This window comes from Streptosporangium sp. G12, assembly GCF_052983175.1.
In genome coordinates this window covers 148,984-175,559 of sequence record NZ_JBRIQO010000020.1, presented here as the reverse complement: position 1 = coordinate 175,559, position 26,576 = coordinate 148,984, and the positions used below count along the sequence as shown (strand labels likewise).

The window sequence follows — 26,576 nt, the reverse complement described above, 5'->3', positions numbered from 1 at the left end:
GCATGACGGTGCCGCCTGAGGAACCTCGATCGGCCGCCGAGTTCCCACCGGTCACCCGTGACCGGTGGCGGGAGCTGGCGCTCGGGGTGTTGCGTAAGTCCGGTGTCGAGACCGGCTCCCCTGAGGAGGAGCTGGCCTCCACCACCCATGACGGTGTGACGATCGCACCGATCTACGACGCGTCCGACCTGCCCGGCGACCCGGGCCTTCCCGGAGCCGCCCCCTACGTCCGCGGTTCCCGCCCCGAGGGGGGCTGGGAGGTGCGGCAGCGCCACGAGGTGCCCGATCCGGAGGCGATCCTGGCGGATCTGGAGAACGGCGTCACCTCGCTGTGGCTCACCCTCGCCCCCGAGGACCTGCCCCGCGCCCTGGAGCGGGTCTACCTGGATCTGATCTCGGTCACGCTCGACGCGGGCAAGCGCACCCGCGAGGCGGCCGAGGTGCTCTTCGCGCTGGCCGGTGAGCGGGGGGTCCAAGCGCCCCCTGGTGACGCGGCCGGCGCGGCCGGCGCGTCAGGCGGGGCGGGGACGGTGTCCGGCGGTGAGCCGGGGACGGCCTCCGGCGCCGCCGGCCGCGCGCCCGGCGGCGGATCGGTGACGCTCACCGGGAACCTGGGCGCCGACGCCCTCGCCGACGCTCGGACCGCGATCGAGCTGGCCCGCCGCTGCGTCAGGGACCACCCGGGGCTCAGGGCGGTCGTCGTGGACGCCACCCCGTACCACGAGTCGGGGGGCGGCGACGCGGAGGAACTCGGCTGCTCCGTCGCCGCCGGGGTCGCCGCGCTGCGGACCCTGGTCGGCGCCGGCCTGACGATGGAGCAGGCGTTCGGGCAGCTGGAGTTCCGGTACGCCGCCACCGCCGACCAGTTCCTCACCATCGCCAAGCTCCGGGCCGCCCGCAGGCTCTGGGCCCGCGTCGCCGAGGTGTGCGGTGTCTCCGGGGCCCCCGGCGCGGCGCAGCGGCAGCACGCGGTGACCAGCTCGGCCATGATGACCGCCCGCGACCCGTGGGTGAACATGCTCCGCACCACGCTCGCCTGCTTCGCGGCCGGGACCGGCGGGGCCGACGCGGTGACCGTGCAGCCCTTCGACGCCCGGCTCGGCCTGCCGGACGCCTTCGCCCGCCGCATCGCGCGCAACACCCAGTCGCTGCTCGTGGAGGAGGCCGGGGTCGCCCGGGTGATCGACCCGGCCGGGGGCTCCTTCTACGTGGAGCGGCTCACCGAGGACCTCGCGGGCCGGGCCTGGACGTGGTTCCAGGAGATCGAGCGCGCCGGGGGCGGCGGGGGCATGGCCGACGCCCTCGCCTCCGGGTTCGTCGCGGGACGGCTCGCCGCCACCTGGGAGCGGCGCGCGGCAGGCATCGCCAGGCGCCGCGACCCGATCACCGGCGTCAGCGAGTTCCCCGATCTGGCCGAGAAACCCCTGAGCAGGCGGCCCAGGCCCGCAGAGGCGGCCGCCGGGAGCGCCGGGGTGCACTACGCGCAGGAGTTCGAGGCGCTGCGCGACCTGGCCGACGCCCAGAAGACCCGCCCGAAGGTCTTCCTGGCGACCATCGGGCCGGTGGCCGCGCACACCGCGAGGGCGTCGTTCGCGGCCAACCTGTTCCAGGCCGGCGGCATCGCCACCGTGACCGGCGGCGCCGTCACGGATCCCGGCGAGATCGCCGCCGCGTTCGCCGCCGGCGGCGCGAAGGTCGCGTGCCTGTGCTCCAGCGACCGGCTGTACGCCGGGCACGCCGAGGCGGTGGCCGCCGCGCTGAGGGGCGCGGGGGCGGTAAAGGTCTGGCTGGCGGGGAAGGGAGAGTTCGAGGGCGTGGACGCCAACCTCTACGCGGGGTGTGACGCGCTCGGCGTGCTCAGGACGACTTTCGAGGACCTGGGGGTGGCCCGATGATTCCCGACTTCTCCGGCATCGAGCTCGGCACCCGGCCGGCGGCCCCGGATCCCGGCCTGGAGGCCTGGGCGCGATCGGTGCGGGAGGCCACCGGGAGCGATCCCGGGGAGCTGGTGTGGGAGACGCCGGAGGGGATCGGCGTCAAGCCGCTCTACACCGCCGCCGACCTGGCCGGGCTCGACTTCCCGGACACCTACCCCGGCGCGGCCCCGTTCCTGCGCGGCCCGTACCCGACCATGTACGTCAACCAGCCGTGGACCATCCGCCAGTACGCCGGATTCTCCACCGCGGCCGAGTCCAACGCCTTCTACCGGCGCAACCTGGCCGCCGGGCAGAAGGGCCTGTCGGTCGCCTTCGACCTGGCCACCCACCGGGGCTACGACTCCGACCACCCGAGGGTGGCCGGGGACGTCGGCATGGCGGGCGTGGCCATCGACTCCATCTACGACATGCGGCAGCTGTTCGACGGGATCCCCCTCGACAGGATGAGCGTGTCGATGACCATGAACGGCGCGGTGCTCCCGGTGCTCGCGCTCTACGTCGTGGCCGCGGAGGAGCAGGGGGTGGCCCCCGAGCAGCTCGCCGGGACCATCCAGAACGACATCCTCAAGGAGTTCATGGTCCGCAACACCTACATCTACCCGCCGGGCCCCTCGATGCGGATCATCTCCGACATCTTCGCGTACACCAGCGAGAGGATGCCGAAGTTCAACTCGATCTCGATCTCCGGGTACCACATCCAGGAGGCCGGGGCCACCTGCGACCTGGAGCTCGCCTACACCCTCGCCGACGGGGTGGAGTACCTGCGGGCGGGTGTCGAGACGGGCCTGGACATCGACGCCTTCGCGCCACGCCTGTCGTTCTTCTGGTGCATCGGCATGAACTTCTTCATGGAGGTCGCCAAGCTGCGGGCGGCGCGACTGCTCTGGGCGCGGCTGGTGTCCGGGTTCGGGGCGAAGAACCCCAAGTCGCTCTCGTTGCGGACCCACTCGCAGACCTCCGGCTGGTCGCTCACCGCCCAGGACGTCTACAACAACGTCGTCCGCACCTGCGTCGAGGCGATGGCCGCCACCCAGGGCCACACCCAGTCGCTGCACACCAACGCCCTCGACGAGGCCCTCGCCCTGCCCACCGACTTCTCCGCGCGGATCGCCCGCAACACCCAGCTGCTGCTCCAGCAGGAGTCGGGCACCTGCCGGGTGATCGACCCCTGGGGCGGCTCCTACTACGTCGAGCGGCTCACCCACGAGCTGGCGACCAGGGCCTGGGGCCACATCGAGGAGGTCGAGGCCGCCGGGGGCATGGCCAGGGCGATCGACCAGGGACTGCCGAAGCTGCGCATCGAGGAGGCCGCCGCCCGCACGCAGGCGCGCATCGACTCCGGGCGCCAGCCGGTCATCGGGATCAACAAGTACCGGCTGGACATCGACGAGCCCATCGACGTGCTGAAGGTCGACAACACCTCGGTACGCGCCCAGCAGCTGGAGAAGCTGCGCCGCCTGCGCGAGGAGCGCGACCCCGACCGGGTGGAGGAAGCGCTCACAGCGTTGACAAAGGGCGCCGCGGGCGACGGGAACCTCCTCGCGCTGTCGATCGAGGCGGCCCGCGCGATGGCCACGGTCGGGGAGATCTCCGACGCGCTGGAGCGGGTGTTCGGGCGGCACGCGGCGCAGATCCGTACGATCACCGGTGTCTATCGCGAGGAGGTGGGATCGGGCGTGGACGGAGTCCGCGCGGCCTGCGCCGAGTTCGAGCGCCTGGAGGGCCGCCGCCCCCGCATCCTGGTGGCGAAGATGGGCCAGGACGGCCATGACCGGGGCCAGAAGGTGATCGCCACGGCCTTCGCCGACCTCGGCTTCGACGTGGACGTCGGCCCGCTGTTCCAGACGCCCGACGAGGTCGCCCGGCAGGCGGTCGAGGCCGACGTGCACGTGGTCGGCGTGAACTCGCTGGCCGCCGGGCACCTCACGCTCGTGCCCGCGCTCCGCGAGGCGCTGGCCGCGCTGGGTGCCGACGACATCATGATCGTGGTCGGAGGGGTCATCCCGCCGGGCGACTTCGACGCGCTGCGCGCGGCGGGCGCGAGCGCGATCTTCCCGCCCGGCACCGTGATCGCCGACGCCGCCCGGGGGCTGCTGGCGGACCTGCTCACCCGGCTGGGCCATGACGCGCACTCTTGACGACTACGTCCAGGGGGTGAAGGAGGGGTCCGTGGCGTGGATCGCGCGGGCGATCACGCTGGTGGAGTCCTCCCGAGCCGACCACAGGGACCTGGCCCAGCGGCTGCTGGCCGAGCTGACCCCGCTCGGCGGCGCGGCGCGCAGGGTCGGTATCACCGGCGTGCCCGGCGTCGGGAAGTCCACGTTCATCGACGCCCTCGGCACCCGGCTGACCGGGCAGGGCCACCGGGTGGCGGTGCTGGCCGTCGACCCGTCCTCGACGCGTACGGGCGGGAGCATCCTGGGCGACAAGACCAGGATGGCCCGCCTGGCGGTCGATCCGGACGCCTTCATCCGCCCCTCGCCCACCTCGGGCACCCTGGGCGGGGTCACCAGGGCGACCCGCGAGGCGATGGTCGTGGTGGAGGCGGCCGGGTACGACGTCGTCCTGGTGGAGACCGTCGGGGTCGGCCAGTCCGAGACCGCGGTGGCCGACATGGTCGACACCTTCCTGCTGCTCACCCTGGCCAGGACGGGCGACCAGCTCCAGGGCATCAAGAAGGGCGTGCTGGAGCTGGCCGACGTGATCGCGATCAACAAGGCCGACGGGTCCGAGGGCAGCCCCCACGAGCTGGACGCGCGCAAGGCCGCGAGAGAGCTCGCCGGAGCGCTCCGCCTGCTGGGCGCGGAGCGGACGCCCCCGGTGCTCACCTGCAGCGGGCTGACCGGCAACGGGCTGGACGAGCTCTGGGGGGAGGTCGTCCGGCACCGCGACGCCCTGGAGGCCTCGGGGGAGCTCGCCGAGCGCCGTCGCCGCCAGCAGGTCCGCTGGACCTGGGCCCTGATCACCGACAGGCTGCTCACCCGGCTGCGCGAGCACCCCGAGGTCGCGGCGATCGTCGCCGAGGTGGAGCGCGAGGTCCAGGAGGGTGCCCTCACCCCGTCGCTGGCCGCCGACCGCGTCCTCACGGCCTTCGCCAAGGACGGCTGACGGCTCCGAGCGCGAGCCCGCGGTCACTCTGGGTAACTTCTGGTCGTCGCGCGATCGGCTCCTGATCCGCCGTTAAAGCGCCGGTGTTAAGCGCATGTTAACAAGTCGTGTGTCCGAAAGTGGCAAGATTTATATTCTATATGACCTTGATCACTTCTGGTGGGTCATGTGATACTTCGTGCGAAGATTAACTAATGTTGTGATGTGATGCGCTTTAGCGTGTAAAACACAGAATGAGACAGGCGAGGAGGTCCGGAGCGTCCCTGGATTGCCGGCCGATCGGCCTCTGACCTGTCGGTTGACCAGTCCTCATCCACGCCCCGGGCGGGCGCGGGACAGGTGGGATGTCCCGTTTCCGAACACCGCCGCACTCACCCGTGCGGGCGGTTGTCTCGTGCTGCGCGAATTCACGTCACGCGAGGTGGGAGACGTTTACCTATGTCCATGGACGTGCGCGCCCGTACCGGCCGCCGGGCGAGATCCGTTCCGATGCACCGGGCCCTGCCGAAGCTGCTTCGCGAACCGGCGGGCGCGCTCGCCGAGTTCGCGCGCGAGTCCAGGGGGGAGGTCCTCCGGCTGGAGCTGGGGCCCTTCCGTCCCTACCTGGTCACCCATCCCGACCACGTCCAGAAGGTGATGCGTCTCGAATGGACCAAGCACCAGCGTCTGGGGATGTTCTGGCGCCCCCTGGAACGGCTCTTCGGGCACAGCATCATGAGCGACGGCGAGCACTGGCAGAACAGCCGGAAGGTCCTGCAGCCGCTGTTCACCACGCGGTACATCGCCACGATCGCCGACGAGGTGTCCAGGCGCGTCGCCGGGCGTGTCGAGGAGTGGGACGAGTACGTCCGGTCGGGACGCGACTTCGACGCGGCCACGGAGATGTCCCGGATCCTCAGCTACATCGTCAACCGGGTGCTGTTCGGGGACAAGCTGAACCGGGAGGACGGGGAACGCATCATCCCCGCCTTCGAACAGGCGTCCTATTCGCTCGTCTATCGAATTCTCATGCCGTTCATGCCGTATTTCATGCGGATCCCCGGCGACCGGACCTTTCTGAAGGCCGTCGAATCGATCGACGACGTGGTGTTCCCCATTGTGAGAAAGGCGATGGCGAACCCCGACGACAACGTCGACGTCATCTCCGTGCTCTGCCGGTCCGTGGACGAGAACGGTGACAGGCTCACCGAGAAGCAGATCCGCGACGCGCTGGTCAGCGTGTACGCCGCGTCCTCGGAGACCACCGCGATGGTCCTCACCTGGCTGTGGCTGCTGCTGGAGGAGCACCCGGACGTGGCGACCAGGCTCCAGGCGGAGATCGACGAGGTGGTCGGCGAGGGACCGGCCGTGCCCGAGGACATCCCCCGCCTCGTCTACACGCGCATGGTCCTGCAGGAGACCCTCCGCCTGTACCCGGCGGGCTGGTTCCTGCCCCGCAGGGTGATGGAGGACGCGGAGATCGGCGGCGTGCGGATCAAGGCCGGATCCTCGGTGCTGGTCACCCCGTACGCCACCCAGCGGCTGGAGGAGTTCTGGGAGCGCCCGGACGAGTTCGACCCCGAGCGGTTCGCGCCCGGGCGGTCGGAGAGCGAGGAGCGCAGGCACCGGTACTCCTACTTCCCCTTCGGCGGCGGCCCGCACAGGTGCCTGGGCGAGCCCCTGTTCTACGTCGAGGCGCCGCTCGTGGTCGCGAGCATCCTCAGCCGGTTCCGGATGTCGGTGCGCACCCCCGGGCCGTTCGACACCGGCTGGGCCGCCTCGCTGCGCCCCCGGCAGAAGGTCGCGCTGGGCGTGTCCTTCAACGGCCGCGACCGGAGCGGGGCCCTGCGATGACGCGCCGGCCCGATCCCGGCGTCCGGCCGGACGCCAGGGAGGCCGGGGCGATCTGCGCCCGCGCCGGGCGGTCCCAGCGGGACATGCGGGAGTGGGCGGAGACCTATCCCGGCCTGTTCTCCGCCAAGCCGTTCGACGCGGCCCTGTACAGCACGCTCTCGCTCGCCATGGCGTTCGGCGGCCCCTGGTTCGACGCCGGGCAGTTGCGGACGGCGAACAAGGTCTCCCTGTGGGCGTTCGGCCTGGACTGGCTCGTCGACTACGTCGCCACCTCGTCGTCCGAGGTGGAGGACATCGCCCGGCGGTGCCTGGACGTGGCCGGCGGCGCCCCGCCGGTCCCCGGTGACGACCTCACCCGCATGCTCGGCGACATCCGCGACGAGCTCGCGTCCTCGCCCGCCTTCCCCGAGCTCGGCCCGGTCTGGCGCGACGAGCTGAAGCGCATGCTGGACGGGATGCTCACGGAGTGGCGCTGGAAGACCGACAAGGTCACGCCGACCTACGAGGAGTATCTCGGCAACGCCGACAACCTCGGCTTCTCCTACGTGTTCGCCGCCCACTGGATCCATGTCACGGGCTCCGGCGCGGTCGCGGACATCGGCGCGCTGCGCGAGGCGGGCTGGGCCGTGCAACGGGTCATCCGCCTCCTGAACGACCTGGGCACCTACGAGCGGGACGTCGCCTGGGGAGATCTCAACGTCCTGCTGCTCGGCCTGGACCGCGCCGAGGTGGAGCGGCGGATCGCCGGGCTCGCGGCCCGGAGCCGGGAACTGGTCGCCCCCCTGCGGGCCGCCCATCCGGAGCTGGCGGGCTACATGGAACGGCAGATGGACTTCTGCGCGGGCTTCTACCAGGTCGGTGACTACTGGGGGGATTTGTGAGCGTCGACGGCCTGCTCGCCACCACGGAACCCGGCACGAGAGCCGGCGCCGGGATCGGGGTGGAGGACCACGCCGGGATCGACGCGGCCGCCGAGGCGCGCGAACTGGTCGCCGGGCTGCTGGCCGAGCCCTGGGGCCAGGTGTCCGCCTCGCCGTACGAGACCGGCCGGGTGGTGAGCCTGGCGCCCTGGCTGGCCGGGCACGCCGAGCGGGTCGGGTACCTGCTCGCCACCCAGCGGCCGGACGGCCGCTGGTCCTCGTCCGGTGACCACGCCCTCGTCCCCACCCTGAGCGCGGTGGAGGCACTGCTGGCCGAGCTCGGCCGCGACACCGCCGCCGATCCCGCCCTCCTGGCCAAGGCCGCCGACCGCGGGCTGGAGGCCGTCCGGAACTGGTCCTTCCCGGCCACCTGGCCGCCGGACACGCCCGCGATCGAGCTCATCGTGTCGTCCCTGCTCGCCCTGATCGACGGGCACCTCGGCGGGGAGGGTCCTGAACCGCCCCCGGGCATGGGCGGCGCCAAGCTGGCGGCCGTCAGGGCGTGGCTGATGTCGGGTGCGGCGGTCCCGCAGAAACTGGTCCACGCCCTCGAGGTCGCGGGCCCGGAGGCGACGGCCGCCTCCGGGATCCTCCCCACGCCGATGCCCGGCGGGATGGCGGCCGCCGGTGCCTCCCCGGGGGCGAGCGCCGCCTGGCTGGCCGCGCTTTCCCGGCCCGGAGCCGTGGACGCCTCCGGGGGCGCGGACGGCCCCGAAACCGCGGACGCCTCCGCCTTCGGGGACCGCGCCGCGCGGAGGGCCGGGGACGAGGGCGCCGTACGGCGGTACCTGGAGGCCGTGGTGGCCTCCACGGGCGGGCCGGTGCCGTGCACCCTCCCCGTCACCGTGTTCGAGCGCGGCTGGACGCTGAGCTGGCTGCGGCGTGCGGGAATCCCGGTGGACGTACCGCCGGAGCTGGTCGCGAGCCTGCGGGACGGGCTCGGTCCCGACGGGGTCGCCACGGGCCCGGGCCTGCCCGCCGACGCCGACACCACCTCCGTCGCCCTGTACGCGCTGGCGCTGCTCGGCGAGCCGCGCGAGCCGGAGGGGCTGTGGCCGTTCGAGCTGGAGACCCATTTCTGCACCTGGCGCGGGGAGGAGGGGATGTCCCCGACGACCAACGCGCACGTGCTCGACGCCTTCGGTGAGTACCTGCGCCGGTGCGGGGGAGAGCCCCGCCACGCGGCCGTCGTCGCCAAGCTGGCGGCCTGGTTGCGTGACCGCCAGGAGGCGGACGGCAGCTGGACGGACCGCTGGCACGTCTCGCCGTACTACGCCACGGCCTGCTGCGCGATCGCGCTGCGCGAGTTCGGCGGCGGGAGGTCGGCGGGCGCGGTGGGCGGTGCCGTGGACTGGGTGCTCGGCACCCAGCGCCGGGACGGGTCGTGGGGCCGGTGGGGAGGCACCGCGGAGGAGACCGCCTACGCGCTGCAGACCCTGCTGCTGGCCGGCACGGCGCGGGAGGAGCGGTGGCGGGAGGCCGTGGAGCGCGGGTACCGCCATCTGCTGGCCGCCCGTGACGACGAGGCGCCGTCGCTCTGGGTGGACAAGGACCTGTATCTGCCGGTCGCGATCGTCAGGGCGGCCGTTCTGGGCGCGCTGCACCTGGCGCGAGGCGCGCTCGACATTCCCGAGGATGACTCGTATTGAAAATTGACCGTGAATTCAAAACAGGACACAAGGGTGTATCCACTCTGTCCGTCTTGAGGGTTTTTAGTGACATTGCTATGGTTCGGCGGGTGTGATGTGGGGTGTCTCGCTGACCCCCGCGATGTGGCGACCGTTTGACCTGTTTGACCGGTATGTGTCAACCGCCATGAAAAATGCCGGCTATTTTCTTTCTCCTTCCCGGGGTGGATACCATGCGCTTGCGTAACGCGAGCTTGCGGACCAAGGTCACGGCACTTCTGGTGTCGCTCACCGCGCTCTGGGCGTTCACGGCATGGGTTACGGTCCGTGACGGTCTGAACATGCTGGGCGTGGCGACCCTCAACACCGAGGTCGCCGACCCGAGCGAGCGGCTCATCGTCGAGCTGCAGGCCGAGCGGCGGCTGACCGCGATCACCCTGGGATCGGCCGGCGCGGAACGCCAGCGGCGCGAGGCGATGGCCGCCCAGCGCAAGCGCACCGACGCCGCCGACGCGCACTTCCGGAAGCTCACCGGCGGCAGCGGGGTGCGGCTGCTGGGAAGTCCCGCTCTCGAGCGCCGGCTCGGCGAGACCCGCGAGCTGATGGACGACCTGCCCGCCGCGCGCAAGGCGATCGACGCCGGCCGGGTCAACCGGACCTGGGCGGCCACCGAGTTCACCGCCATCGTCGACTCGATCTTCCGCGTCTACGACTCGCTGGCGACGCTGGACGACGAGGAACTCGCCAAGGACACCCGCACGCTCATCGGGATGAACCGGGCCCGGGACATGCTGGCCCAGGAGGACGCCCTGGTGATGGGCGCCCTGACGGCGGGCCGGTTCGCCGACGGCGAGCAGGTCAGGTTCACGCAGATGGTCGGCACGCGGCGCTTCGTCACCGACCAGGCGGTGGCCGAGCTGCCCGCCGCCGACCAGGAGGCCTACCGGCGGCTGGTCGCCGGCGATCAGTTCGTCCGGCTGCGCGCCATGGAGGACCAGCTGATCGAGGACCCGAACGTGGTGCAGGCCGGAGTGATCGACGTCACGCGGTGGAGCTCCGACGCCCAGCCCGCGCAGACCAAGTTCACGCAGGCCGTGCTCGCGGCCGGCAGCGGCGTGGTCGAGCGGTCGGGCCCGGTCGCCGCCGGCGTCATCGTACGGCTCGCGCTGGCCGGCGGCCTGGGACTCGTGGCCGTCATCGCCTCGGTCGTCCTGGCCATCACCACGGCCCGCGCCCTGGTCCAGCAGCTGGAGAAGCTGCGGGCCGCCGCCTGGGAGCTCGCCAACGAGCGGCTGCCCGCCGTGGTCGAGCGGATCGGTCACGGGCAGGTGGTGGACGTCGCGGCGGAGGCGCCTCCCCTCAAGTTCGGAGACGACCAGATCGGGCAGGTCGGCCAGGCGTTCAACGCCGTGCAGCGGACCGCCATCAAGGTCGCCGCGGAGCAGGCCCAGCTGCGCCGCGACATCGCCGACATCCTGCGCAACCTCGCCCGCCGCACCCAGTCGCTCGTGCACCGCCAGCTGAGCGTGCTCGACGTCATGGAGCGGCGAGAGAACGATCCGCAGGAGCTGCGCGACCTGTTCCGGCTCGACCACCTGGCGACCCGTATGCGGCGCTACGCGGAGAACCTCCTCGTGCTCTCCGGCGCGGCGCCGGGCCGCGCCTGGCGCGACGCGGTCCCGATGATCGACGTGGTCCGCGGCTCCCTCGCCGAGATCGAGGACTACACCCGGGTCGACGTGATGCCCCTGGGGGAGGTCTCGCTGGACGGCCGGGCGGTGAGCGACGTCATCCACCTGATCGCCGAGCTCGTCGAGAACGCCGCCTCCTTCTCCCCGCCCTACACGACGGTGCAGGTCGGCGGATACCCGGTGGCGCACGGCTACGCGCTGGAGATCGAGGACCGCGGCCTGGGCATGAGTCCCGCGGACATCGCGGACGCCAACGAGCGGATCGCCAACCCCCCGGAGCTCAAGCTCTCCGGCAACGCCCGCCTCGGCCTGTACGTCGTCAGCCGCCTGGCCGAACGGCACGACATCCGGGTGACCTTCAAGTCCTCCCCGTACGGGGGCACGACCGTCGTCGTCCTCATCCCGCAGGAACTGATCAGCGAGGAGGACCCGGGCCCCTCCGTCGGGGTCGGCGTGCCGCAGGCACGCCCGGCGAGCGGCAAGGAGATGAACGGCGCCACCTCCGCGGTCGCCGCGGTCCGCGGCAGGGTGGGCGACCCGTTGGGCATCACCGGCGGCCCCGTGCGGGCCGCAGGGGCGGAGGGAGAGGTCATCAGCGAGCACGTTCCCGGCACCGGGGCCGAGGCGTGGGAGCCGTCGCCGCCCGCCAACGGCAGGTCGCATCCGGCGGGCCCCGCGCCCTCCGGCCTTCTCGCCGACCAGGCGTCCTCCGGCGGCTTCGCCGACCCCGGCAGTTTCTTCACCCCGCCGCACACCGGCCGTTCCACGGATCCGGGCCTTCCGGCAGGCCGGGCCGACCAGACGCCCTCCGGACGGCATTCCGCGGGCCCGGCGCCCGCGGAGGGTTTCACCGATCCGACGTTTCCCGGCCGCTTCGCCGATCCCTCGGCACTCAGGCAGATGCCCGAGACCGGGGCACCCGGCCGGTTGCCCGATTTCACGAGCCCCGGATCCCCCGCCTCGCCGGGTGCTCCCGGCGCGGGGCCCGACGACTCCGGCGCCCACGGGCGTCCGGGCGGCTCCGGGACGTCGCTGCCGCCCGTGCTGCCCCCGCCCGACAGCAGTCACACCCCGGGTGGCCTGCCGAGGCGCGTTCCGCAGACCCACCTCGCCGCCCCCCTGCAGGAGGACGAGCCCGCGCCGCCGCCCCCGGCCGACGACGCCGCCGAGCGCTCGCCGGAGATGATCCGCGCGGCCATGTCGTCCTTCCAGGCCGGTACGCGCCGAGGCCGCGACGACGCCGCCCAGTTGCTCGATCGCGACGGCGATCCCGCGGACGAGGGCGGGCCCGCCGTGTGACCCCAGTGAACGATCTCAAATCGCGCGTGCCAGGCAGGCGCCGATGAGCCGCCGGGAACCGGCGACGTGACGTCGGAAGGCAGAAGGAGAGGACAACGAGTGGTGCAGGGAACAGGATCCTTCACGGACCTGGCCTGGTTGCTGGACGACCTGGTCTCGCGGGTGGAGGAAGCTCAGCACGGAATCGTGTTCTCCACCGACGGCCTGTTGCTGGCCGCGTCGGCGGGATTCTCCCCGGCCGACGCCGAGCACCTGGCCGCCGTCGGGTCGGCGATCCAGAGCCTGGGCCGCGGGGTGAGCGACCGGGTCGGTGGCGGGCCGATGCGCCAGACCATCATCGAGATGCGGACGGCGTACCTGATCGTCACCGCCGCCGGGCAGGGAGCCTGCCTGGCGGTGTTCTGCAGCGCCGAGGCCGACGTCGGCCTGGTGGCCTACGAGATGGCCATGCTCGTCACCCGCGTGGGGCAGTACCTCACCTCGCCCACCAGGACGGCCGAGTCCTCCTTCAGGGCCGACTCCCTCAGGGCCGACTCCCTCAGGGCCGACTCCCTCAGGGCCGACTCCCTCAGGGCCGACTCCTTCAGAGGCGACGGCACACGATGAGCATCTTCGACGAGCAGCCCGACACCCAGTGGGTCGGCGACGAGGCGGGGCCGATCGTCAGGCCGTACGTCCTGACGCGGGGCAGGACCGAACCGAGCCGCGGCCGGTTCGACCTCATCACCCTGGTGGTGACCATCCGGCAGGTCTCGTCGAGGGAACCGGGGCTGGACCCGGAGTGCCTGGCCATCGTCCGGCTCTGCCGGCAGGCCCAGTCGGTCGCGGAGATCGCGGCCCACACGAACCTTCCGGCAGGCACGGTCCGTGTCCTGCTCAGCGACCTGCTCGACCAGGGATTCATCGCCATGCAAGAACCGCATTCGGAGACGGACATGCACGACGAGAGGCTGTACAGGGCGGTGCTCGATGGACTCCGTGCGCTCTAGTCGCGACGCCGGGCGCGTGAAGCTGCCCAAGGCGATCAAGATCCTGGTCGCCGGTGGGTTCGGCGCGGGCAAGACCACGCTGGTCGGCGCGGTCTCGGAGATAGAGCCGCTGCGCACCGAGGAGACCCTGAGCGACCGGGGTATCGGCGTCGACGACCTGTCGGGCGTGGAGACCAAGAAGACCACCACGGTCGCGATGGACTTCGGCCGCATCACCATCGGCGACGACTACCGCCTCTACCTGTTCGGCACGCCCGGCCAGGAGCGCTTCTGGTTCCTCTGGGACGAGCTGGCGCTGGGCGCGCTGGGCGCGGTGGTCCTCGCCGACACCCGGAGGCTGGCCGACTGCTTCCCCTCGCTCGACTACTTCGAGCGGCGCGAGACGCCCTTCATCGTCGCGGTCAACTGCTTCGACGGGGCCCGCCGCTACGAGCTCGACGAGGTCAGGCTCGGGCTGACCCTGCACGAGGACATCCCGATCGTGCTGTGCGACGCCAGGCAGCGGGAGTCGGGCAAGGAGGTGCTCATCACCCTCGTCGAGCACGCGATGCGGATGCGGCTGGGCACGACGTCCCAGCCGTCGGGCGCCTGACCTCCCGCGGGACGGGCAGCGGCCCGCGGACGCGACGGGCCCTTCCGGGGCGGATCATCACCGCCCCGGGAGCGTTTTTACCCCTCCGGTAGGGACGAATCCCTCACCGCCGGACGCCTTGCGACAACACCCCGTATCCGGCGTGTCACGATAGCGGCGATCACCTGCGTCCTACCGTGCGGGGAGACCTATGTGTGACGATCCGACCATTCCTCACACAGTCGCGCGGGCGCTCGGAGAGTACCGGGCGCTGCTGGACGAGCACGGGGTCACCTGGGGCGAGGATCCCATCTTCTACGTCAGGTCCATGGCCACCGACGCCTACCTGATGGGCACGACGAGCTTCTGGGAAGTCTGTTACGGCATGCTCGGCACCCGCTATCCCGAGGTGCCGTTCGAGGAGCTCAGGGACCGTCTCGACGAGCTGGACATGGACGAGGTCGTCCGCGGCGTCCTCGCGGGCCGGGTGCTCGGCAACCTCGCCGCGCTCCGCCTCACCGACGGGGGAGTCGCGCTGCGGGCACGGGCGCAGGCCGTGCTGGACGGCAGGCCCCTGCGCACGACGCTGCTGCTCGACTCCAGCAGGTCCGGTCCGGTCACCGTGCTGGCGGACGGGCGGGCGCACGTGGTCGGACCCGGCGGCGCCCGGCTCATCAAGATCACGAGCCGGAGCGAGGTGGTCGCCGACGGCGTACCGGTCGACCTGTCGCCGCTGACCCGCCCCGCCCCCGCGGCCCGCCTCCGGGTGCGCGCGGGCTTCCCGTGCAAGTGGAGCGTGTACGGCGAGCACGGCCAGGGCTGGTACCCCGAGGGAGCCCCCGACCGGCACGACTACCACGTGATGCCCTACTTCCACGGGGACGACCTGGTCCTGGACGTCCCGGCCGAGACGCTGACCGTGCGGGTGTCCAGGGGCATGGAGTACGGCTCGGCGCAGGTCACGGTCACCCCCGCGCCGAACGGGGAGACCCTCGTCGAGCTGACCCCGGAGCGGCTCTACGACGCGGCCGCCCTGGGCTGGTACGGCGGGGACATGCACGTCCACCTCAACTGGGCGGGCGACATGGTCGGCACGCCCGGACTCGCGGGGATCATGCAGCACGGCGAGGACCTGCACGTCCTCAACCTGGTCGCCGGGAACGTCTCCTCCGAGCGGGTCTACGACTCCGAGGCGCTCGAGCACTGGGCCGGGCGGGACCTGCCCTGGTCCGACGCCTCCCACGTGGCGAGGATCGGCGTCGAGTACCGCAACGACCTGCTCGGCCACCTCTACGCGTTCGGCGTCTCGGCCCCGCCCTCGCGCTTCCACACCGGTTTCCTCGGCACCGCCGACTGGCCGCCCAACAGTGTCGCCTGTGAGGAGCTCCGCGGCCTGGGGGCCGTCACCGGCTACAGCCACCCCTTCCACAACCCGTTCAGCGACATGGACGGACCCGACAAGGCACTGCGGTGGGGGCGCAACTGCTCCTCCCGGGAGATCGTCGCCGACGCGGCGCTCGGCCTCGTCGACACCCTGGACGTGCTCAGCCAGACGTCGATCACCGCGACCGCCGCCGTCTACCGGCGCCTGATCGGAGCGGGCAACCGCGTCGCGGTCACCGCGGGCACCGACGCGATGGTCTCCTTCGCGCGGCGGGGGAACCAGTCCAACCCGCCCGGCTGGGCGCGTGTCTACGCCCGGGTGGACGGGCCGCTGACCGCCGCGTCGTTCGCCGAGGCGGTCAGGCGGGGCCGTACCTTCGGCACCACGGGGCCCTGGCTGGAGCTGTCGGTCGCGGGCCACGGCCCCGGGGCCACCCTGGACCTGTCACCGGGGGAGCGGGTCACGATCACCGTCCGGTCGGTCGGCCCGGAGGTGGAACGGCTGGAGATCCGCACCGCGGACGGCGTGCTGGCCGAGGGGCCGCCCGGCGAGCTGACCGCCGAACTGGTCGCCGGCGACCCCACCTACGTCGTCGCCCTCGCCACCGGCGGACCGCACGAGCGGTCGTTCACCGGCGAGGTGTACGCCCACACCAGCCCGGTCTACCTCGACGTGGACGGCCGTCACGTGGCCAGGGCCGAGGACGTCGGCTGGTGCCTGGAATGGCTGGACGCCCTGGAGACGCTGCTGCGGAAGGAGGGCACCTTCGAGACCGGCGGGCAGCTCGCCGACCACCTCGCCCTGATCGGCCGGGCCAGGGAGGTCTACCGGGACCGCCTGGCCTGACGGCGCGCGGCGGCGGGACACGGACCGCCCTCCTGGACGGCTCGCCTGGACCGCCCGCCCGGACCGCCCGCGGGCCGGGACATGCGAGGCTTGTCGGTATGAACCGCCTGTCTGAGGTCGACCTGTCGCAGAAGCTCACCAAGAAGGACGCCTCCGAGCGTCTCGACGCCGCCCTGGACCGCCTGCTCCACCTGCGGCTCACGCTCGGCGGCCAGGTCGGCGAGCAGCGCATCGGCCCGCCGCTGTGCGTGGTCTTCGAGGGCTGGGACGCCTCGGGCAAGGGAGGGGCGATCAAGCGGCTGGTGCGCCCGCTGGACCCGCGCCACGTCCGCGTCGCCCAGTTCGCCGCGCCGACCTACGACGAGAAGCGCCACCACTTCCTGTGGAGGTTCTGGCCGGTCCTGCCCGGCTGGGGCGGGATGGCCGTGCTCGACCGCTCCTGGTACGGCCGGGTGCTGGTGGAGCGGGTCGAGGGCTTCGCCACCGAGGAGCAGTGGTCCCGCGCGTACGGGGAGATCGTGGAGTTCGAGCGGACCCTCGCCGCCGAGGGCATGATCATGGTCAAGTTCTGGATGCACGTCTCCGAGGAGGAGCAGCTCAGGCGCTTCCGGGATCGGGCCGGCGACCCGCTGCGGGCGTGGAAGCTCACCGACGAGGACTGGCGCAACCGCGAGAAGCGCCCGCGGTACGAGGTCGCGGTGGAGGAGATGCTCGCCCGCACCGACCACCCGAAGGCGCCCTGGCACGTGGTCCCCGGCGACGACAAGCGCCTGGCCCGCGTCACGGTCGCGGAGACCGTCTGCGCCGCGATCGAGGCCGAACTCGCCGTCAGGGGCCACGAGCCGGTGATCTCCTCCCCGACGGGCGGCGCCGCCGGCGAGTAGCGAGGCCGTCGCCGTCGTCGCGGTGGTCCCCGTCGTCGGTGTCGCCGTTGCTGTCGCTGTCGGTGTCGCCGTTGGTGTCGCTGTCGCCGTCGGTGTCGTCCGCGCCGTTCCGCCGAGAAGTATGGGAGCGGCGGAAACGCCCCGGGCACGGGGGCACGCGGCAGAATCGAATGGCTGTCCTTTCGTCCGTCGTGAGCGGTTCGTCGTGGCAGTTGGTCGTTGCTGTTCGTCATTGCTTCTCTTCATCGCAGGAAGGTGCGGCGCATGCGGTTGGGCTCGCGGCTGAGCAGGCTGGACCGGCGGGTGTTCGCCATGGTGGCGGGCGCCAGGTTGCCCGGTCTCGAACGCGTCGTGCCCGCGCTGTCGCGCGCGGCCGACAACTCGCTCCTGTGGGCCGGGGTGGCGGGGGCGCTGGCGGTCAGCGGGCGGCGGCCGCTGCGCCGGGCCGCGACCAGGGGGCTGCTCGCGGTCAGCCTCGCCAGCCCGCTGGTCAACCTGGTCGGCAAGCAGGCCTTCCGCAGGAACAGGCCGTCGGCCGAGGGGCTCCCGCTCGCCCGGCTGATCAAGATGCCCGCATCGGCGTCGTTCCCCTCGGGCCACTCCGCCACGGCCGGCGCCTTCGCCGCGGCCGTGGCGCTGGAGGCGCCCCGCGTGGTCGCGGTCCCCGTCGCGCTCCTCGCGGCGGCCGTCTGCTTCTCCCGCGTCTACACCGGCGTGCACTATCCCGGCGACGTGCTCGCCGGAGCCGGGATCGGTGTGGCGGCGGGGCTGATCACCCGTCGCATCTGGCCCGACGCCGGCGAGGCGGGGCAGGCGCGCGCCGCCCTCACGGCGCCGTCCGCGCGGCTCGACCCGGAGGGCGAGGGGACGGTCGCCGTGGTCGACGGCTCCGCCGACGCCGTCGCGGGAACGGCCGAGGCGCTGCGCGAGGCCCTCCCACGGGCCGAGGTCGTCGAGGTGGCGCCGGGCGCCGACCTCGGGGCCGCCGTGCGGGACGCCGCCTCGCGGGCCAAGGTGCTCGCGGTGGCCGGGGGAGACACCGTGGTCAACCTGGCGGCCCAGGAGACGGCGGGCGGGGCGACCCCGCTGCTCGTCGTGCCCGCGAGCGCCCACGGCCGGTTCGCCCGCGCGCTCGGGGTGGAGACCCCCGAGGAGGCCGTGACGGCCTACCACAGCGGCGACCTCGTGGCCGTCGACGTCGGCGAGGTCGCGGGCCGGACGTTCGTCAACACCGCCAGCGTGGGCGTCTACCCGGCGCTGGTGGAGCGCAGGGAGCGGCGGCAGGGCCGGATCGGCAAGTGGCCCGCGCTGTTCTGGGCCATGGCCGAGGTGCTCGGCCCAGGGGGCGCGCAACCCGTGGATCTCGTCGTGGACGGGGTCCCCCGGCGCGTCTGGATGGTCTTCGTGGGCAACTGCCGCTACGAGGCGCGCGGCGGAGCCCCCTCCAGGCGGCAGCGCCTGGAGGACGGCCTGCTGGACATCCGCGTGCTCGCCGCCGCCGACCGGCTGCCCCGGCTGCGGGTGTTCCTCAGCCTCCTGGCGGGACGGGTGAAGCTGTCACGCCACTACCAGCAGTGGCAGGCCGACACGCTGCGCGTCTCCGCGCCCTCGGGAAAGCTGCGGCTGGCACGCGACGGCGAGACGTTCACGGTCACGGGCGAGGTGGAGTTCACCAAGCGCCCGCGGTCGCTCCTCGTGATCCGGCCGGCCGGCTGACCTCCGGACGGCGTCCCGGCCACGGCCGGCCGGGACCCGGCCGTGACCGCGCCGCCGTCGGCGGGGCCGCCCGCCGTCGCGGGGCGACCGCGCGCACCGGCCCGGGAAGCGGGGCGCGCTCGTCGTCGCCGGCCACGACCTGCCGTTCCTGGAGTCGATCGGCATCACCCGGTGGCTGTCCGCGGACCGGGAGGGGGGCGCTGTCAGAGATTGCCGATTCCCGGGCACTGTTTGACGCCCAGTGATCGATCCGGCGATAGTTGTGCAGGTGACTACCCCCCGATTGCTCGCCTGTGCCGTGGTCACCCTGGTGGCCCTCACCGCCTGCACCCCGTCTCCGGGCGACCCCGTGGTCGGCCCGGCCACCGCGGGCGGCACGGTGGGAACGGGACAGGGATCCGGTGACCGGATCTCCTCACCCCCCACCGGCTCGCCCGCCGCCGTGACGCTGACGCCCGACGAGTACCGGGCCGAGCTGGAGGAGGCGCGCGGCCCGGTGCGCGACGCGGTGAAGAAGCTGGCCGCGACCGGCGGGCTGAAGACCCTCGGCAAGCAGTTGCAGAAGACCTCCGGCGCGGTGGAGGGCGCGGTGACCCGGCTGTCCGCGCTGGCACCTCCCGCGGAGGTGAAGGCCCAGCACGACAGCTACGTCGAGGCTCTGGGACGGCTGCGGACCTCTTTCGACACCGCCCGCCAGGACGCCGAGGAGCAGCGGGTGTGCACCGGCCCGGCCGTGCTGACCGGCATGGCCGAGGCGGACCAGCTGTCCGACGTGGAAGACGTCGCCAAGACGCTGAGCGGGTATCCGGCGAGCGTCATCCCGGTCAAGGCGGCCAAGAAGCGCGACCGCCGGCTGTCCAACGGCAGGTTCATCGCCTCCGAGGGGCGAACGGGCCGCGCCTACCTCGAACTGCGCAACGGCACCAGGCAGGACGCCGTCGTCGTCCTGGTGCGCGGCAAGAAGAAGGCCGTCACCGTGTACGTCCGCAGGAAGTCGAACTTCAAGATCCGGGGTGTGCGGGACGGCAGCTACAAGATCTACTACACCCTCGGCCAGGACTGGGACGCGAAGGCGCGCACCTTCACCCGCTCGTGCGCCTTCGAGCAGTTCGGCAAGTCCGTGCGGTTCAGGACCGTCCACACCGCGACCCAGATCCGCTGGACCGACTGGACGATCACCCTGCACGCCGTGACCGGCGGCACCGTGAAGCCCAAGAAGGTCAAGCCGGGCGACTTCCCCACCTGACGCGCCGCCTTCCCGGAGGCGCCGGGAACGCGAAGACCGCGACCTCGTGACGAGGTCGCGGTCCCGGTGTCACCTCGGCCGATCAGGTCGAGAAGAGCATCCCGACCCAGCTGCGCTGGCGGTGGTGGCCGTAGTGGCCGCCGTGGTGCTGTGCACCCCAGGCGGGAGCGCCGTAGCCGGGAGCGCCGTGCACGGGCGGCGGGGGCGGCGGCGGCGGAGCTGCGTGGGACTGCTGCGACCACTGGCTCTCCATGCGGGTCAGCGTCTCGAGCTCGCCGTAGTCCAGGAAGATTCCGCGACAGCTCTCACACTGGTCGATGTGAACGCCGTTGCGCTCATAGGTGCGCATGGCGCCCCGACACTTGGGACACTGCATCTGGCTGGTCTCCTTGTTCTGGCGTGGTAACCGAGTAACCACAACCTACTGCGTGGGCACACTATGGCAGGCGCTTCGATGCCGGACAATCCTCAGGCAGGACTCGACCAGGACCTCCTCCACCTCGTCCAGCGGACGCCCCTCCCGTCCCGCGGCGGCCACCGCCGCCGCCGCGAGCTGCACGGTCATCGCCTGCGCCGGGATCTCCAGCCGTCCCCACGGGTCGCCGTCCCGCGGGACGGCGACCCCGCCCGCGGCGCGGTAGGCCTCCAGGAAGCGGTGCCACACCTCGGGCTCCAGCAGTCCGGCCGCGAACCAGGCGGCGGGCCTGGACAGGTCCCAGGCCTGGTCGCCGACGCCCAGGTCGTCGATGTCGATGAGGATCCACTCGTCCGGCGCGCGGACCATCTGGCCCATGTGCCAGTCGCCGTGGGTCAGGCCGCCGGAAGCGGCACCGGAGGAGCCGCCGGGAGCCGTACCGGAGGAGCCGCCGGGAGCCGCGCCGGGCGGGTTCGTGCCGGGCGCGGACGGGACGGGCAGGCAGGTGAAGGCCCGGCGCACCGCCAGCTCGGCGGCGGAGCGGTCGCCCAGGCGGGCGACGGTCGAGGCCACCCGCGCCGGTCCCCCCGCGGCCCGCAGCGGGGGCAGCGCCCGCACCGGTACGGCGTGCAGCCGCGCGAGCAGCCGCCCGGCCGCCTCCCAGGGCGCCGCGTCCGGATCCGCGTGGTCCACCGGCGTCCCGGCCGGCCAGACGGTGACCAGCCGGTCCCCGGCGGTCATGACCTCCTCGGTCACCGGTTCGAGCATGATCCCGCGCAGTGCCGGGTGCGCGGTGGCCCGCATCCGCTCCACCAGCGGTTCCCGCTCCGCCCCCGGCGCGTGCGCCTTGACCACGACGGAACCGGCCCGCACGATGATCACGTCCGGCCTGGTCGGCAGCACCGTGCCGGGCGCGCCGCCGTATCGGGCGCCGATCCGGCGCAGTTCGTCGATCAGGTCCTCGCTGTCCATCCGGCAAGTGAACCACCGGTCGCCCGTCCCGCCGACCGGCGGCCTAAAGTGCGAGGTATGAGGATCGGTTTCGCGGTGCCGGTGTCGGGGTCCTGGGCGACGCCGGAGAACATGGCGCGGATCGCCCGGGGCGCCGAGGAGCTCGGCTACCACGAGCTGTGGACCTTCCAGCGCCTGCTCCACCCGCGGGGCCACGCCATGGGCCCGACCTACCGCAGCGTGCACGACCCGGTGGTCACGCTCGCCTACCTGGCGGGCCTGACGAGCCGCGTCCGGCTGGGGGTGGCGGTGCTCAACATGCCGTTCGCCTCGCCCGCGCTGATGGCCAAGCAGCTCGCGAGCCTGCAGGCGGTCTCCGGCGGGCGGCTGGACGCGGGACTCGGCCTGGGGTGGCTGCCCGAGGAGTTCGCCGCCTCCGGGGTGTCGTTCGAGCGGCGCGGGCGGCGTGCGGAGGAGTACGTCCCGCTGCTGCGGCGCCTGTGGACGGAGGAGACCGTGGAGCACAAGGGCGAGTTCTACGAGCTGCCCCCGGTGCAGCAGGATCCCCGACCGTCCGTCGTGCCGCCGATCCTGCTGGGCGGTGCCGCCGAGGTGGCGCTGAGACGCGCGGGGCGGCTGGCGGACGGCTGGATCAGTTCGAGCCGCGAGGACCTCGACGGCATCGGCGAGAAGATCTCCGTCGTCAAGGAGGCGGCTCGCGCCGCCGGGCGCGACCCCGAGGCGCTGCGCTTCGTCACCCGGGGCGTCACCCGCGTCCGCCCCCCGGGAGCGGCCGGGCGCGAACCGCTGACCGGCTCGTTCGAGGAGATCCGGCGCGACGTCGACGAGCTCGCGGCCAGGGGGGTCACCGACGTCTTCCACGACCTCAACTTCGACCCGGAGATCGGGTCGCCCGACGCCGACCCCGGGGAGTCGATGCGCAGGGCGGAGGCGGCACTGGAGGCGCTCGCGCCCTGATCGGGCGTGCGCTTCGAGGTGCCGGGAGGCGGCCGGCGAACGGACCCGGCGGGCCACGCGGTGCGCCGGAGGCTCCGCCCGGCCGGCCTTCCCCGTGGATGTACGGGTCTGATGGCACGTGACCGAACCGGCCCTGTCATCCTTGTTCCGGTACGTACCCGGCGGGAACAGAGGAGAACGGTGGACGAGCGCAAGCCGATCGAGTGCTGGCTGTCGGACATGGACGGGGTCCTCGTCCACGAAGGACACCCGGTGCCCGGTGCCGACGAGTTCATCCGACGCCTGCGCGAGTCGGGCAAGCGGTTCCTGGTGCTGACCAACAACTCGATATACACCCCGCGCGACCTGGCCGTACGGCTGCGCGCGGCCGGACTGGAGATCCCGCCGGAGTCGATCTGGACCTCCGCGCTGGCCACGGCCAGGTTCCTGGACGGCCAGCGTCCCGGCGGCTCGGCGTACGTGGTGGGGGAGGCGGGGCTGACCACCTCCCTGCACGAGATCGGCTACGTCCTGACCGACATCGCCCCCGACTACGTGGTCCTCGGCGAGACCCGCACGTACAGCTTCACCCAGATCACCCGGGCGATCCGGCTCATCGAGGGCGGTGCCCGGTTCATCGCCACCAACCCCGACCCGGTCGGCCCGTCGAACGAGGGGTCGCTGCCCGCCTGCGGCGCGGTCGCCGCGATGATCACCAAGGCGACCGGGGTGGAGCCCTACTTCGTGGGCAAGCCCAACCCGATGATGATGCGCAGCGCGCTGCGGGCCATCGACGGCCACAGTGAGAGCACCGCGATGATCGGTGACCGGATGGACACCGACATCGTCTCCGGCATGGAGGCCGGGCTGCACACGATCCTGGTGCTCAGCGGGGTCGTCAGCAGGGACCAGATCGATCGCTACCCGTTCCGCCCGTCCATGGTGGTCGACTCGGTCGCCGACCTGATCGACTTGATCGACTAGGGCGTCTCCCGCCTGGCGGGAGGTGTCACCTCAAGACCTTGGCAGGTACGTTCCCGGGTTCCCCGGGGACGTACCTGCCGTGGACTGTCAGGTATGGGTGCCACGCTGTCGCCCATGACACGTGTTTACCTGGAGATCGGCCAGAAGAAGGTCTTCGCCTGCTCGGTGGAGTGGCCGGGGTGGTGCCGGATCGGCGGATCCGAGGAGGCGGCGCTGGAGGCGCTGATGACGTACGCGCCGCGCTACCGGGTGGTCGCGGAGCGGGCCGGACTGGCCTTCGAGCCCGAGGACCCGGTGGTGGTGGAGCGGGCCAAGGGCGGCACCACCACGGACTTCGGGGCCATCGAGGCGATTCCCTCGCTCGACGCCGAGCCGGTGGACGAGGCCGAGGCGGGCCGGACCGTCGCGCTGCTCGGGGCGGCCTGGGAGCTCTTCGCCGAGACCACCGCCACCTCGCCGGAGGAGTTGCGCAAGGGCCCGCGCGGCGGTGGCAGGGACCGCGACAAGATGGCCGCCCACGTCGTCAACGCCGAGCGCGCCTACGCTCGCAAGATCGGGGTCCGCTACAAGCCCATCCGCGAGCCCTCGGCCCTGGTGGCGATGCGCGCCGACCTCGTCGAGGTGCTGTCCCGGCCCTCCGACGGCAGCCCGCCGGTCCCCGGCGGCTGGCCCGTCCGCTACGCCGCCCGCCGGATCGCCTGGCACGTCGTCGACCACCTGTGGGAGATGGAGGATCGCCGCGTCTAGGACCTGTTCCGTGGATCATCTGAGCCACGGAACAGTACCTAGCCGGGCGTCCTGTCGCGCTCGCCTCTCCGGGCGAGGCGCTGGGCCTGCCCGTCGTGCACATCGCTCACCCACTCCCAGCCGGGCTTGGCCGACGGGCCGACCCGAGGGTCATCGGGAACATCGCCCTCGCGCAGGGCGAGCACGTACGCCCGATCCCGCTCGATCCGTGCGCGTACCTGATCGGCTCCGCCGACCGACCCGTGGCCGGGGACGACGACATCGACGTCGCCCGCCACGCCCTCCAGCAGCCGCAGCGCCGCGAGGTAGTCCTCGATCGGGTCGGCGGTGTCGTTCAGGTCGAGCATCGGGACCAGGACATCGGAGAGCATGTCGCCGGCGACGAGAACCCCGCGTTCTTCGATGAACAGCGCCGCGTGGCCCGGTGCGTGCGCCTGATGCTCGATGATCCGGACTTGAGGGCCGTCCCATGGAATCCGCGCCGTCTCGGCGGGCAGGGCGGTGATGAGGCCGAGCAGGTCCAGCGGGACCTGCCCCGCGATCTCCGTCTCGAGCAGGTGGGCGGCGATGTCGTCCTTCGCACCCGGGTCGGACAGCTGATCCCGGACGGTGGCCGCGCAGCGGGCCGTGCCGTAACGAGGGGCCGCGCCGAGCCGGGGGTGCCAGAGCAGGTGATCCCAATCCGGATGCGTCGAGAAGCCTGCCGCAACGGTCTGGCCCGAATCGGACAGGTCGTCCGCGAGGCAGGCCATTTCGTGGTCCTGCACCCCTGGGTCGATGAGCAACACGCCGGCCCGGCCGTGCACGACGACGGCGTTGCTCTGGCAGAACTCGCTCTCGTGGACCAGCACACCCTCCGCGACCTGCCTCAGCACGGGTGGTTCCTTCCGCTTGTGGTTTGCAACCGCTTTCGAGAAGGTAATACCTGGCGGTGGCAGATTGCAAGCACTATGGGCGAAGTGTATGAGCCACAGCCGGCGTACGGCAGTGAGCAGGACTTTCAACCAGGAGGTTGACGAGGGGGTGATCTACGGTCTACCGTCCTTTAAACCATTGGGTTGAAACTGGGAGGATCGATGACCACGGACGCGCTGTCCCAGGTCTTCGCCGCCCTCGCGGATCCGACCCGGCGCGACATGGTGGCCCGGCTCTCGGAGGGCGACGCGACCGTGAGCCAGCTGGCCGAGCCGTACCGGATGACGCTGCAGGCCGTCTACAAGCACCTGCGGGTGCTCGAGGACGCCGGGCTCGTCAGCCGGCCGCGGGGGCCGCAGCCCCGTTCGGTGCACCTGGAAGCCCAGGTCTTCGACCTGATGGACACCTGGATCGAGCGCTACCGGGCCCGCGCCGAGCGGCGCTACCGCCGCCTTGACGCCGTCCTGAAGGCGATGAAGGGAGACGAGCATGAACAGGACCGCACAGACGGTCATCGAAGCCGACCCGAGGCTGCCGGTCATCCGGATGACGCGTGACTTCGTGGCGACACCCGGGCAGCTCTTCCGTGCCCACACCGATCCCGTGGTGTTCGCCCAGTGGGTGGGGCCCGACGCCACGGCCGTCCGGATCGAGCACTGGGACGCCTCCACCGGCGGCAGCTGGCGGTACGTCTCGGCGCACGACGGCGCGGAGTACGGGTTCCACGGCTGCTTCCACGAGGTGCGGCCGGACCGTATCGTGCAGACCTTCACGTTCGAGGGCGAACCCGACGGAGTCATGCTGACGACGTTGTGGTTGGAGGACCTGGGCGACGGCCGTACGCGGCTGCGGACACAGTCGCTGGTCGACAGCTTCGAAGGCCGCGACGCGTGGCTGCGCTCCGGCATGGAGGTCGGTGTCGAGGAGGGGTACGCGAAGCTGGAGAGGATGGCCGTCGATGGCGCTGTCTGACCGCCCGGCGGAGCGGCACCGGCAGGTCGCCGGGCTGTTCACGGACCGGGTCCGCGGTACCAGGTCCTGGGACGCGCCGTCCCCGGTCGACGGCTGGACCGCTCGCGACGTCGTGCGGCACCTGACCGGATGGTTCCCCGGGTTCCTCGCCTCCGGTGCCGGCATCGACCTGCCCCGCGGACCGTCGGTGGACGAGAACCCGGTCGTCGCGTGGCAGGTTCACCGCGACGGCGTGCAGGCGGTGCTGGACGATCCGGAGACGGCGCACCGGGAGCTCACCAACCGGCACATCGGCCGCCTGCCTCTGGATAGCGCGATCGACCGCTTCTACACCGCCGACGTGTTCATGCACACCTGGGACCTCTCCCGGGCCACCGGCCAGGACGACCGGCTGGACCTCGATCTCTGTGCCCGGCTCCTCGGCGAGATGGAGCAGATGGAGCAGGCCATCCGCTCCTCCGGCCAGTACGGCGCCCGAGTCGAGGTGCCCGGCGACGCGGACGTCCAGACCAGGCTGCTGGGTTTCATCGGCCGGGACCCGTTCTGGTCGGCGCGGTGAGATCGGGCCGGTGGTCCTGACGCC

Annotated in this window: 23 protein-coding genes; 20 read left to right on the top strand and 3 right to left on the bottom strand. The window is 72.3% G+C overall.

Features of this window, described 5'->3' with window-relative positions:
- The first annotated feature begins 2 nt into the window (after positions 1-2).
- From ACVCAG_RS28990 to ACVCAG_RS28925, 14 genes are all read left to right on the top strand, one after another.
- Positions 3-1,895, top strand: a complete 1,893-nt coding sequence (locus tag ACVCAG_RS28990; protein ID WP_440086610.1) for a methylmalonyl-CoA mutase family protein — start codon at positions 3-5, stop codon at positions 1,893-1,895.
- Positions 1,892-4,075: a methylmalonyl-CoA mutase gene (gene scpA / locus ACVCAG_RS28985; RefSeq protein ID WP_447190633.1), complete on the top strand. Its 2,184-nt coding sequence runs from the start codon at positions 1,892-1,894 to the stop codon at positions 4,073-4,075. The genes ACVCAG_RS28990 and scpA overlap by 4 nt, the downstream gene beginning before the upstream one ends.
- The gene (gene meaB, locus ACVCAG_RS28980; RefSeq protein WP_440086608.1) at positions 4,059-5,045 is read left to right on the top strand and encodes a methylmalonyl Co-A mutase-associated GTPase MeaB; all 987 of its coding nucleotides are present in this window, start codon (positions 4,059-4,061) and stop codon (positions 5,043-5,045) included. Before scpA ends, meaB begins: the two co-directional genes overlap by 17 nt.
- Positions 5,046-5,489: 444 nt before the next feature.
- A complete protein-coding gene (locus ACVCAG_RS28975; RefSeq protein ID WP_440086606.1) occupies positions 5,490-6,878 on the top strand; it encodes a cytochrome P450 in 1,389 nt (462 codons plus the stop codon).
- Positions 6,875-7,759, top strand: coding sequence for a terpene synthase family protein (locus tag ACVCAG_RS28970; protein ID WP_440086605.1), 885 nt, complete (start codon positions 6,875-6,877; stop codon positions 7,757-7,759). The genes ACVCAG_RS28975 and ACVCAG_RS28970 overlap by 4 nt, the downstream gene beginning before the upstream one ends.
- Entirely contained in the window at positions 7,756-9,447 is a 1,692-nt protein-coding gene (locus tag ACVCAG_RS28965; RefSeq protein ID WP_440086604.1) for a prenyltransferase/squalene oxidase repeat-containing protein, read from the top strand. The genes ACVCAG_RS28970 and ACVCAG_RS28965 overlap by 4 nt, the downstream gene beginning before the upstream one ends.
- A gap of 212 nt (positions 9,448-9,659) precedes the next feature.
- Positions 9,660-12,416 carry a nitrate- and nitrite sensing domain-containing protein gene (locus tag ACVCAG_RS28960; protein WP_440086603.1) on the top strand — a complete coding sequence of 919 codons (2,757 nt, stop codon included), beginning with the start codon at positions 9,660-9,662 and terminating at the stop codon, positions 12,414-12,416.
- Between the two features lie 99 nt (positions 12,417-12,515).
- The gene (locus tag ACVCAG_RS28955) at positions 12,516-13,022 is read left to right on the top strand and encodes a roadblock/LC7 domain-containing protein (RefSeq protein WP_447190632.1); all 507 of its coding nucleotides are present in this window, start codon (positions 12,516-12,518) and stop codon (positions 13,020-13,022) included.
- On the top strand, positions 13,019-13,405 hold the full coding sequence (locus ACVCAG_RS28950; protein WP_440067136.1) for a DUF742 domain-containing protein: 387 nt from the start codon (positions 13,019-13,021) through the stop codon (positions 13,403-13,405). Before ACVCAG_RS28955 ends, ACVCAG_RS28950 begins: the two co-directional genes overlap by 4 nt.
- Positions 13,386-13,997: an ATP/GTP-binding protein gene (locus ACVCAG_RS28945; protein WP_440086601.1), complete on the top strand. Its 612-nt coding sequence runs from the start codon at positions 13,386-13,388 to the stop codon at positions 13,995-13,997. The genes ACVCAG_RS28950 and ACVCAG_RS28945 overlap by 20 nt, the downstream gene beginning before the upstream one ends.
- 190 nt (positions 13,998-14,187) lie before the next feature.
- The gene (locus ACVCAG_RS28940) at positions 14,188-16,206 is read left to right on the top strand and encodes a CehA/McbA family metallohydrolase (protein ID WP_447190631.1); all 2,019 of its coding nucleotides are present in this window, start codon (positions 14,188-14,190) and stop codon (positions 16,204-16,206) included.
- Positions 16,207-16,304: 98 nt separating this feature from the next.
- A complete protein-coding gene (locus ACVCAG_RS28935) occupies positions 16,305-17,090 on the top strand; it encodes a polyphosphate kinase 2 family protein (RefSeq protein WP_440086599.1) in 786 nt (261 codons plus the stop codon).
- A 264-nt stretch (positions 17,091-17,354) separates the two neighbouring features.
- Positions 17,355-18,806, top strand: coding sequence for a phosphatase PAP2 family protein (locus tag ACVCAG_RS28930; protein ID WP_440086598.1), 1,452 nt, complete (start codon positions 17,355-17,357; stop codon positions 18,804-18,806).
- A gap of 268 nt (positions 18,807-19,074) precedes the next feature.
- Entirely contained in the window at positions 19,075-20,052 is a 978-nt protein-coding gene (locus ACVCAG_RS28925) for a hypothetical protein (RefSeq protein ID WP_440086597.1), read from the top strand.
- A gap of 82 nt (positions 20,053-20,134) precedes the next feature.
- Here the strand turns inward: ACVCAG_RS28925 and ACVCAG_RS28920 are convergent, their stop codons facing one another.
- Both ACVCAG_RS28920 and ACVCAG_RS28915 read right to left on the bottom strand, forming a co-directional pair.
- Positions 20,135-20,428 carry a TFIIB-type zinc ribbon-containing protein gene (locus ACVCAG_RS28920; RefSeq protein ID WP_362683315.1) on the bottom strand — a complete coding sequence of 98 codons (294 nt, stop codon included), beginning with the start codon at positions 20,426-20,428 and terminating at the stop codon, positions 20,135-20,137.
- 45 nt (positions 20,429-20,473) lie between these two features.
- Positions 20,474-21,439, bottom strand: coding sequence for a phosphotransferase family protein (locus ACVCAG_RS28915; RefSeq protein WP_447190630.1), 966 nt, complete (start codon positions 21,437-21,439; stop codon positions 20,474-20,476).
- Between the two features lie 57 nt (positions 21,440-21,496).
- On the opposite strand from ACVCAG_RS28915, the gene ACVCAG_RS28910 reads away from it, so the two are divergent.
- The 3 genes from ACVCAG_RS28910 (at position 21,497) to ACVCAG_RS28900 (ending at position 24,106) form a co-directional block, all read left to right on the top strand.
- Positions 21,497-22,396, top strand: coding sequence for a TIGR03619 family F420-dependent LLM class oxidoreductase (locus ACVCAG_RS28910; protein WP_447190629.1), 900 nt, complete (start codon positions 21,497-21,499; stop codon positions 22,394-22,396).
- Positions 22,397-22,576: 180 nt separating this feature from the next.
- Positions 22,577-23,359 carry an HAD-IIA family hydrolase gene (locus tag ACVCAG_RS28905; RefSeq protein WP_447190628.1) on the top strand — a complete coding sequence of 261 codons (783 nt, stop codon included), beginning with the start codon at positions 22,577-22,579 and terminating at the stop codon, positions 23,357-23,359.
- Between the two features lie 114 nt (positions 23,360-23,473).
- Positions 23,474-24,106 (top strand): hypothetical protein, encoded by a 633-nt coding sequence (locus ACVCAG_RS28900; RefSeq protein ID WP_447190627.1) that lies wholly within the window; start codon positions 23,474-23,476, stop codon positions 24,104-24,106.
- A 38-nt stretch (positions 24,107-24,144) separates the two neighbouring features.
- On the opposite strand, the gene ACVCAG_RS28895 is transcribed toward ACVCAG_RS28900, so the two are convergent.
- Positions 24,145-24,981 (bottom strand): MBL fold metallo-hydrolase, encoded by an 837-nt coding sequence (locus ACVCAG_RS28895; RefSeq protein ID WP_447190626.1) that lies wholly within the window; start codon positions 24,979-24,981, stop codon positions 24,145-24,147.
- A 201-nt stretch (positions 24,982-25,182) separates the two neighbouring features.
- On the opposite strand from ACVCAG_RS28895, the gene ACVCAG_RS28890 reads away from it, so the two are divergent.
- The 3 genes from ACVCAG_RS28890 to ACVCAG_RS28880 are packed head-to-tail and all read left to right on the top strand — an operon-like array spanning position 25,183 to position 26,552.
- Positions 25,183-25,578 (top strand): metalloregulator ArsR/SmtB family transcription factor, encoded by a 396-nt coding sequence (locus ACVCAG_RS28890; protein ID WP_440086588.1) that lies wholly within the window; start codon positions 25,183-25,185, stop codon positions 25,576-25,578.
- Positions 25,511-25,993, top strand: a complete 483-nt coding sequence (locus ACVCAG_RS28885; protein WP_440086586.1) for an SRPBCC domain-containing protein — start codon at positions 25,511-25,513, stop codon at positions 25,991-25,993. The genes ACVCAG_RS28890 and ACVCAG_RS28885 overlap by 68 nt, the downstream gene beginning before the upstream one ends.
- The gene (locus ACVCAG_RS28880; protein WP_447190625.1) at positions 25,980-26,552 is read left to right on the top strand and encodes a TIGR03086 family metal-binding protein; all 573 of its coding nucleotides are present in this window, start codon (positions 25,980-25,982) and stop codon (positions 26,550-26,552) included. The genes ACVCAG_RS28885 and ACVCAG_RS28880 overlap by 14 nt, the downstream gene beginning before the upstream one ends.
- The last annotated feature ends 24 nt before the right edge of the window (positions 26,553-26,576 follow it).

Excerpts from the sequence above, each read along its gene's own strand:
- ACVCAG_RS28900 (WP_447190627.1), top strand. The coding sequence starts at position 23,474 with ATGACACGTGTTTACCTGGAGATCGGCCAGAAGAAGGTCTTCGCCTGC.
- ACVCAG_RS28930 (WP_440086598.1), top strand. The coding sequence starts at position 17,355 with ATGCGGTTGGGCTCGCGGCTGAGCAGGCTGGACCGGCGGGTGTTCGCC.
- ACVCAG_RS28890 (WP_440086588.1), top strand. The coding sequence starts at position 25,183 with ATGACCACGGACGCGCTGTCCCAGGTCTTCGCCGCCCTCGCGGATCCG.
- ACVCAG_RS28945 (WP_440086601.1), top strand. The coding sequence starts at position 13,386 with ATGGACTCCGTGCGCTCTAGTCGCGACGCCGGGCGCGTGAAGCTGCCC.
- ACVCAG_RS28935 (WP_440086599.1), top strand. The coding sequence starts at position 16,305 with ATGAACCGCCTGTCTGAGGTCGACCTGTCGCAGAAGCTCACCAAGAAG.
- ACVCAG_RS28970 (WP_440086605.1), top strand. The coding sequence starts at position 6,875 with ATGACGCGCCGGCCCGATCCCGGCGTCCGGCCGGACGCCAGGGAGGCC.
- ACVCAG_RS28960 (WP_440086603.1), top strand. The coding sequence starts at position 9,660 with ATGCGCTTGCGTAACGCGAGCTTGCGGACCAAGGTCACGGCACTTCTG.
- ACVCAG_RS28975 (WP_440086606.1), top strand. The coding sequence starts at position 5,490 with ATGGACGTGCGCGCCCGTACCGGCCGCCGGGCGAGATCCGTTCCGATG.
- ACVCAG_RS28915 (WP_447190630.1), bottom strand. The coding sequence starts at position 21,439 with ATGGACAGCGAGGACCTGATCGACGAACTGCGCCGGATCGGCGCCCGA.
- ACVCAG_RS28940 (WP_447190631.1), top strand. The coding sequence starts at position 14,188 with ATGTGTGACGATCCGACCATTCCTCACACAGTCGCGCGGGCGCTCGGA.
- ACVCAG_RS28885 (WP_440086586.1), top strand. The coding sequence starts at position 25,511 with ATGAACAGGACCGCACAGACGGTCATCGAAGCCGACCCGAGGCTGCCG.
- ACVCAG_RS28910 (WP_447190629.1), top strand. The coding sequence starts at position 21,497 with ATGAGGATCGGTTTCGCGGTGCCGGTGTCGGGGTCCTGGGCGACGCCG.
- ACVCAG_RS28920 (WP_362683315.1), bottom strand. The coding sequence starts at position 20,428 with ATGCAGTGTCCCAAGTGTCGGGGCGCCATGCGCACCTATGAGCGCAAC.
- scpA (WP_447190633.1), top strand. The coding sequence starts at position 1,892 with ATGATTCCCGACTTCTCCGGCATCGAGCTCGGCACCCGGCCGGCGGCC.
- ACVCAG_RS28950 (WP_440067136.1), top strand. The coding sequence starts at position 13,019 with ATGAGCATCTTCGACGAGCAGCCCGACACCCAGTGGGTCGGCGACGAG.
- ACVCAG_RS28880 (WP_447190625.1), top strand. The coding sequence starts at position 25,980 with ATGGCGCTGTCTGACCGCCCGGCGGAGCGGCACCGGCAGGTCGCCGGG.
- ACVCAG_RS28990 (WP_440086610.1), top strand. The coding sequence starts at position 3 with ATGACGGTGCCGCCTGAGGAACCTCGATCGGCCGCCGAGTTCCCACCG.
- meaB (WP_440086608.1), top strand. The coding sequence starts at position 4,059 with ATGACGCGCACTCTTGACGACTACGTCCAGGGGGTGAAGGAGGGGTCC.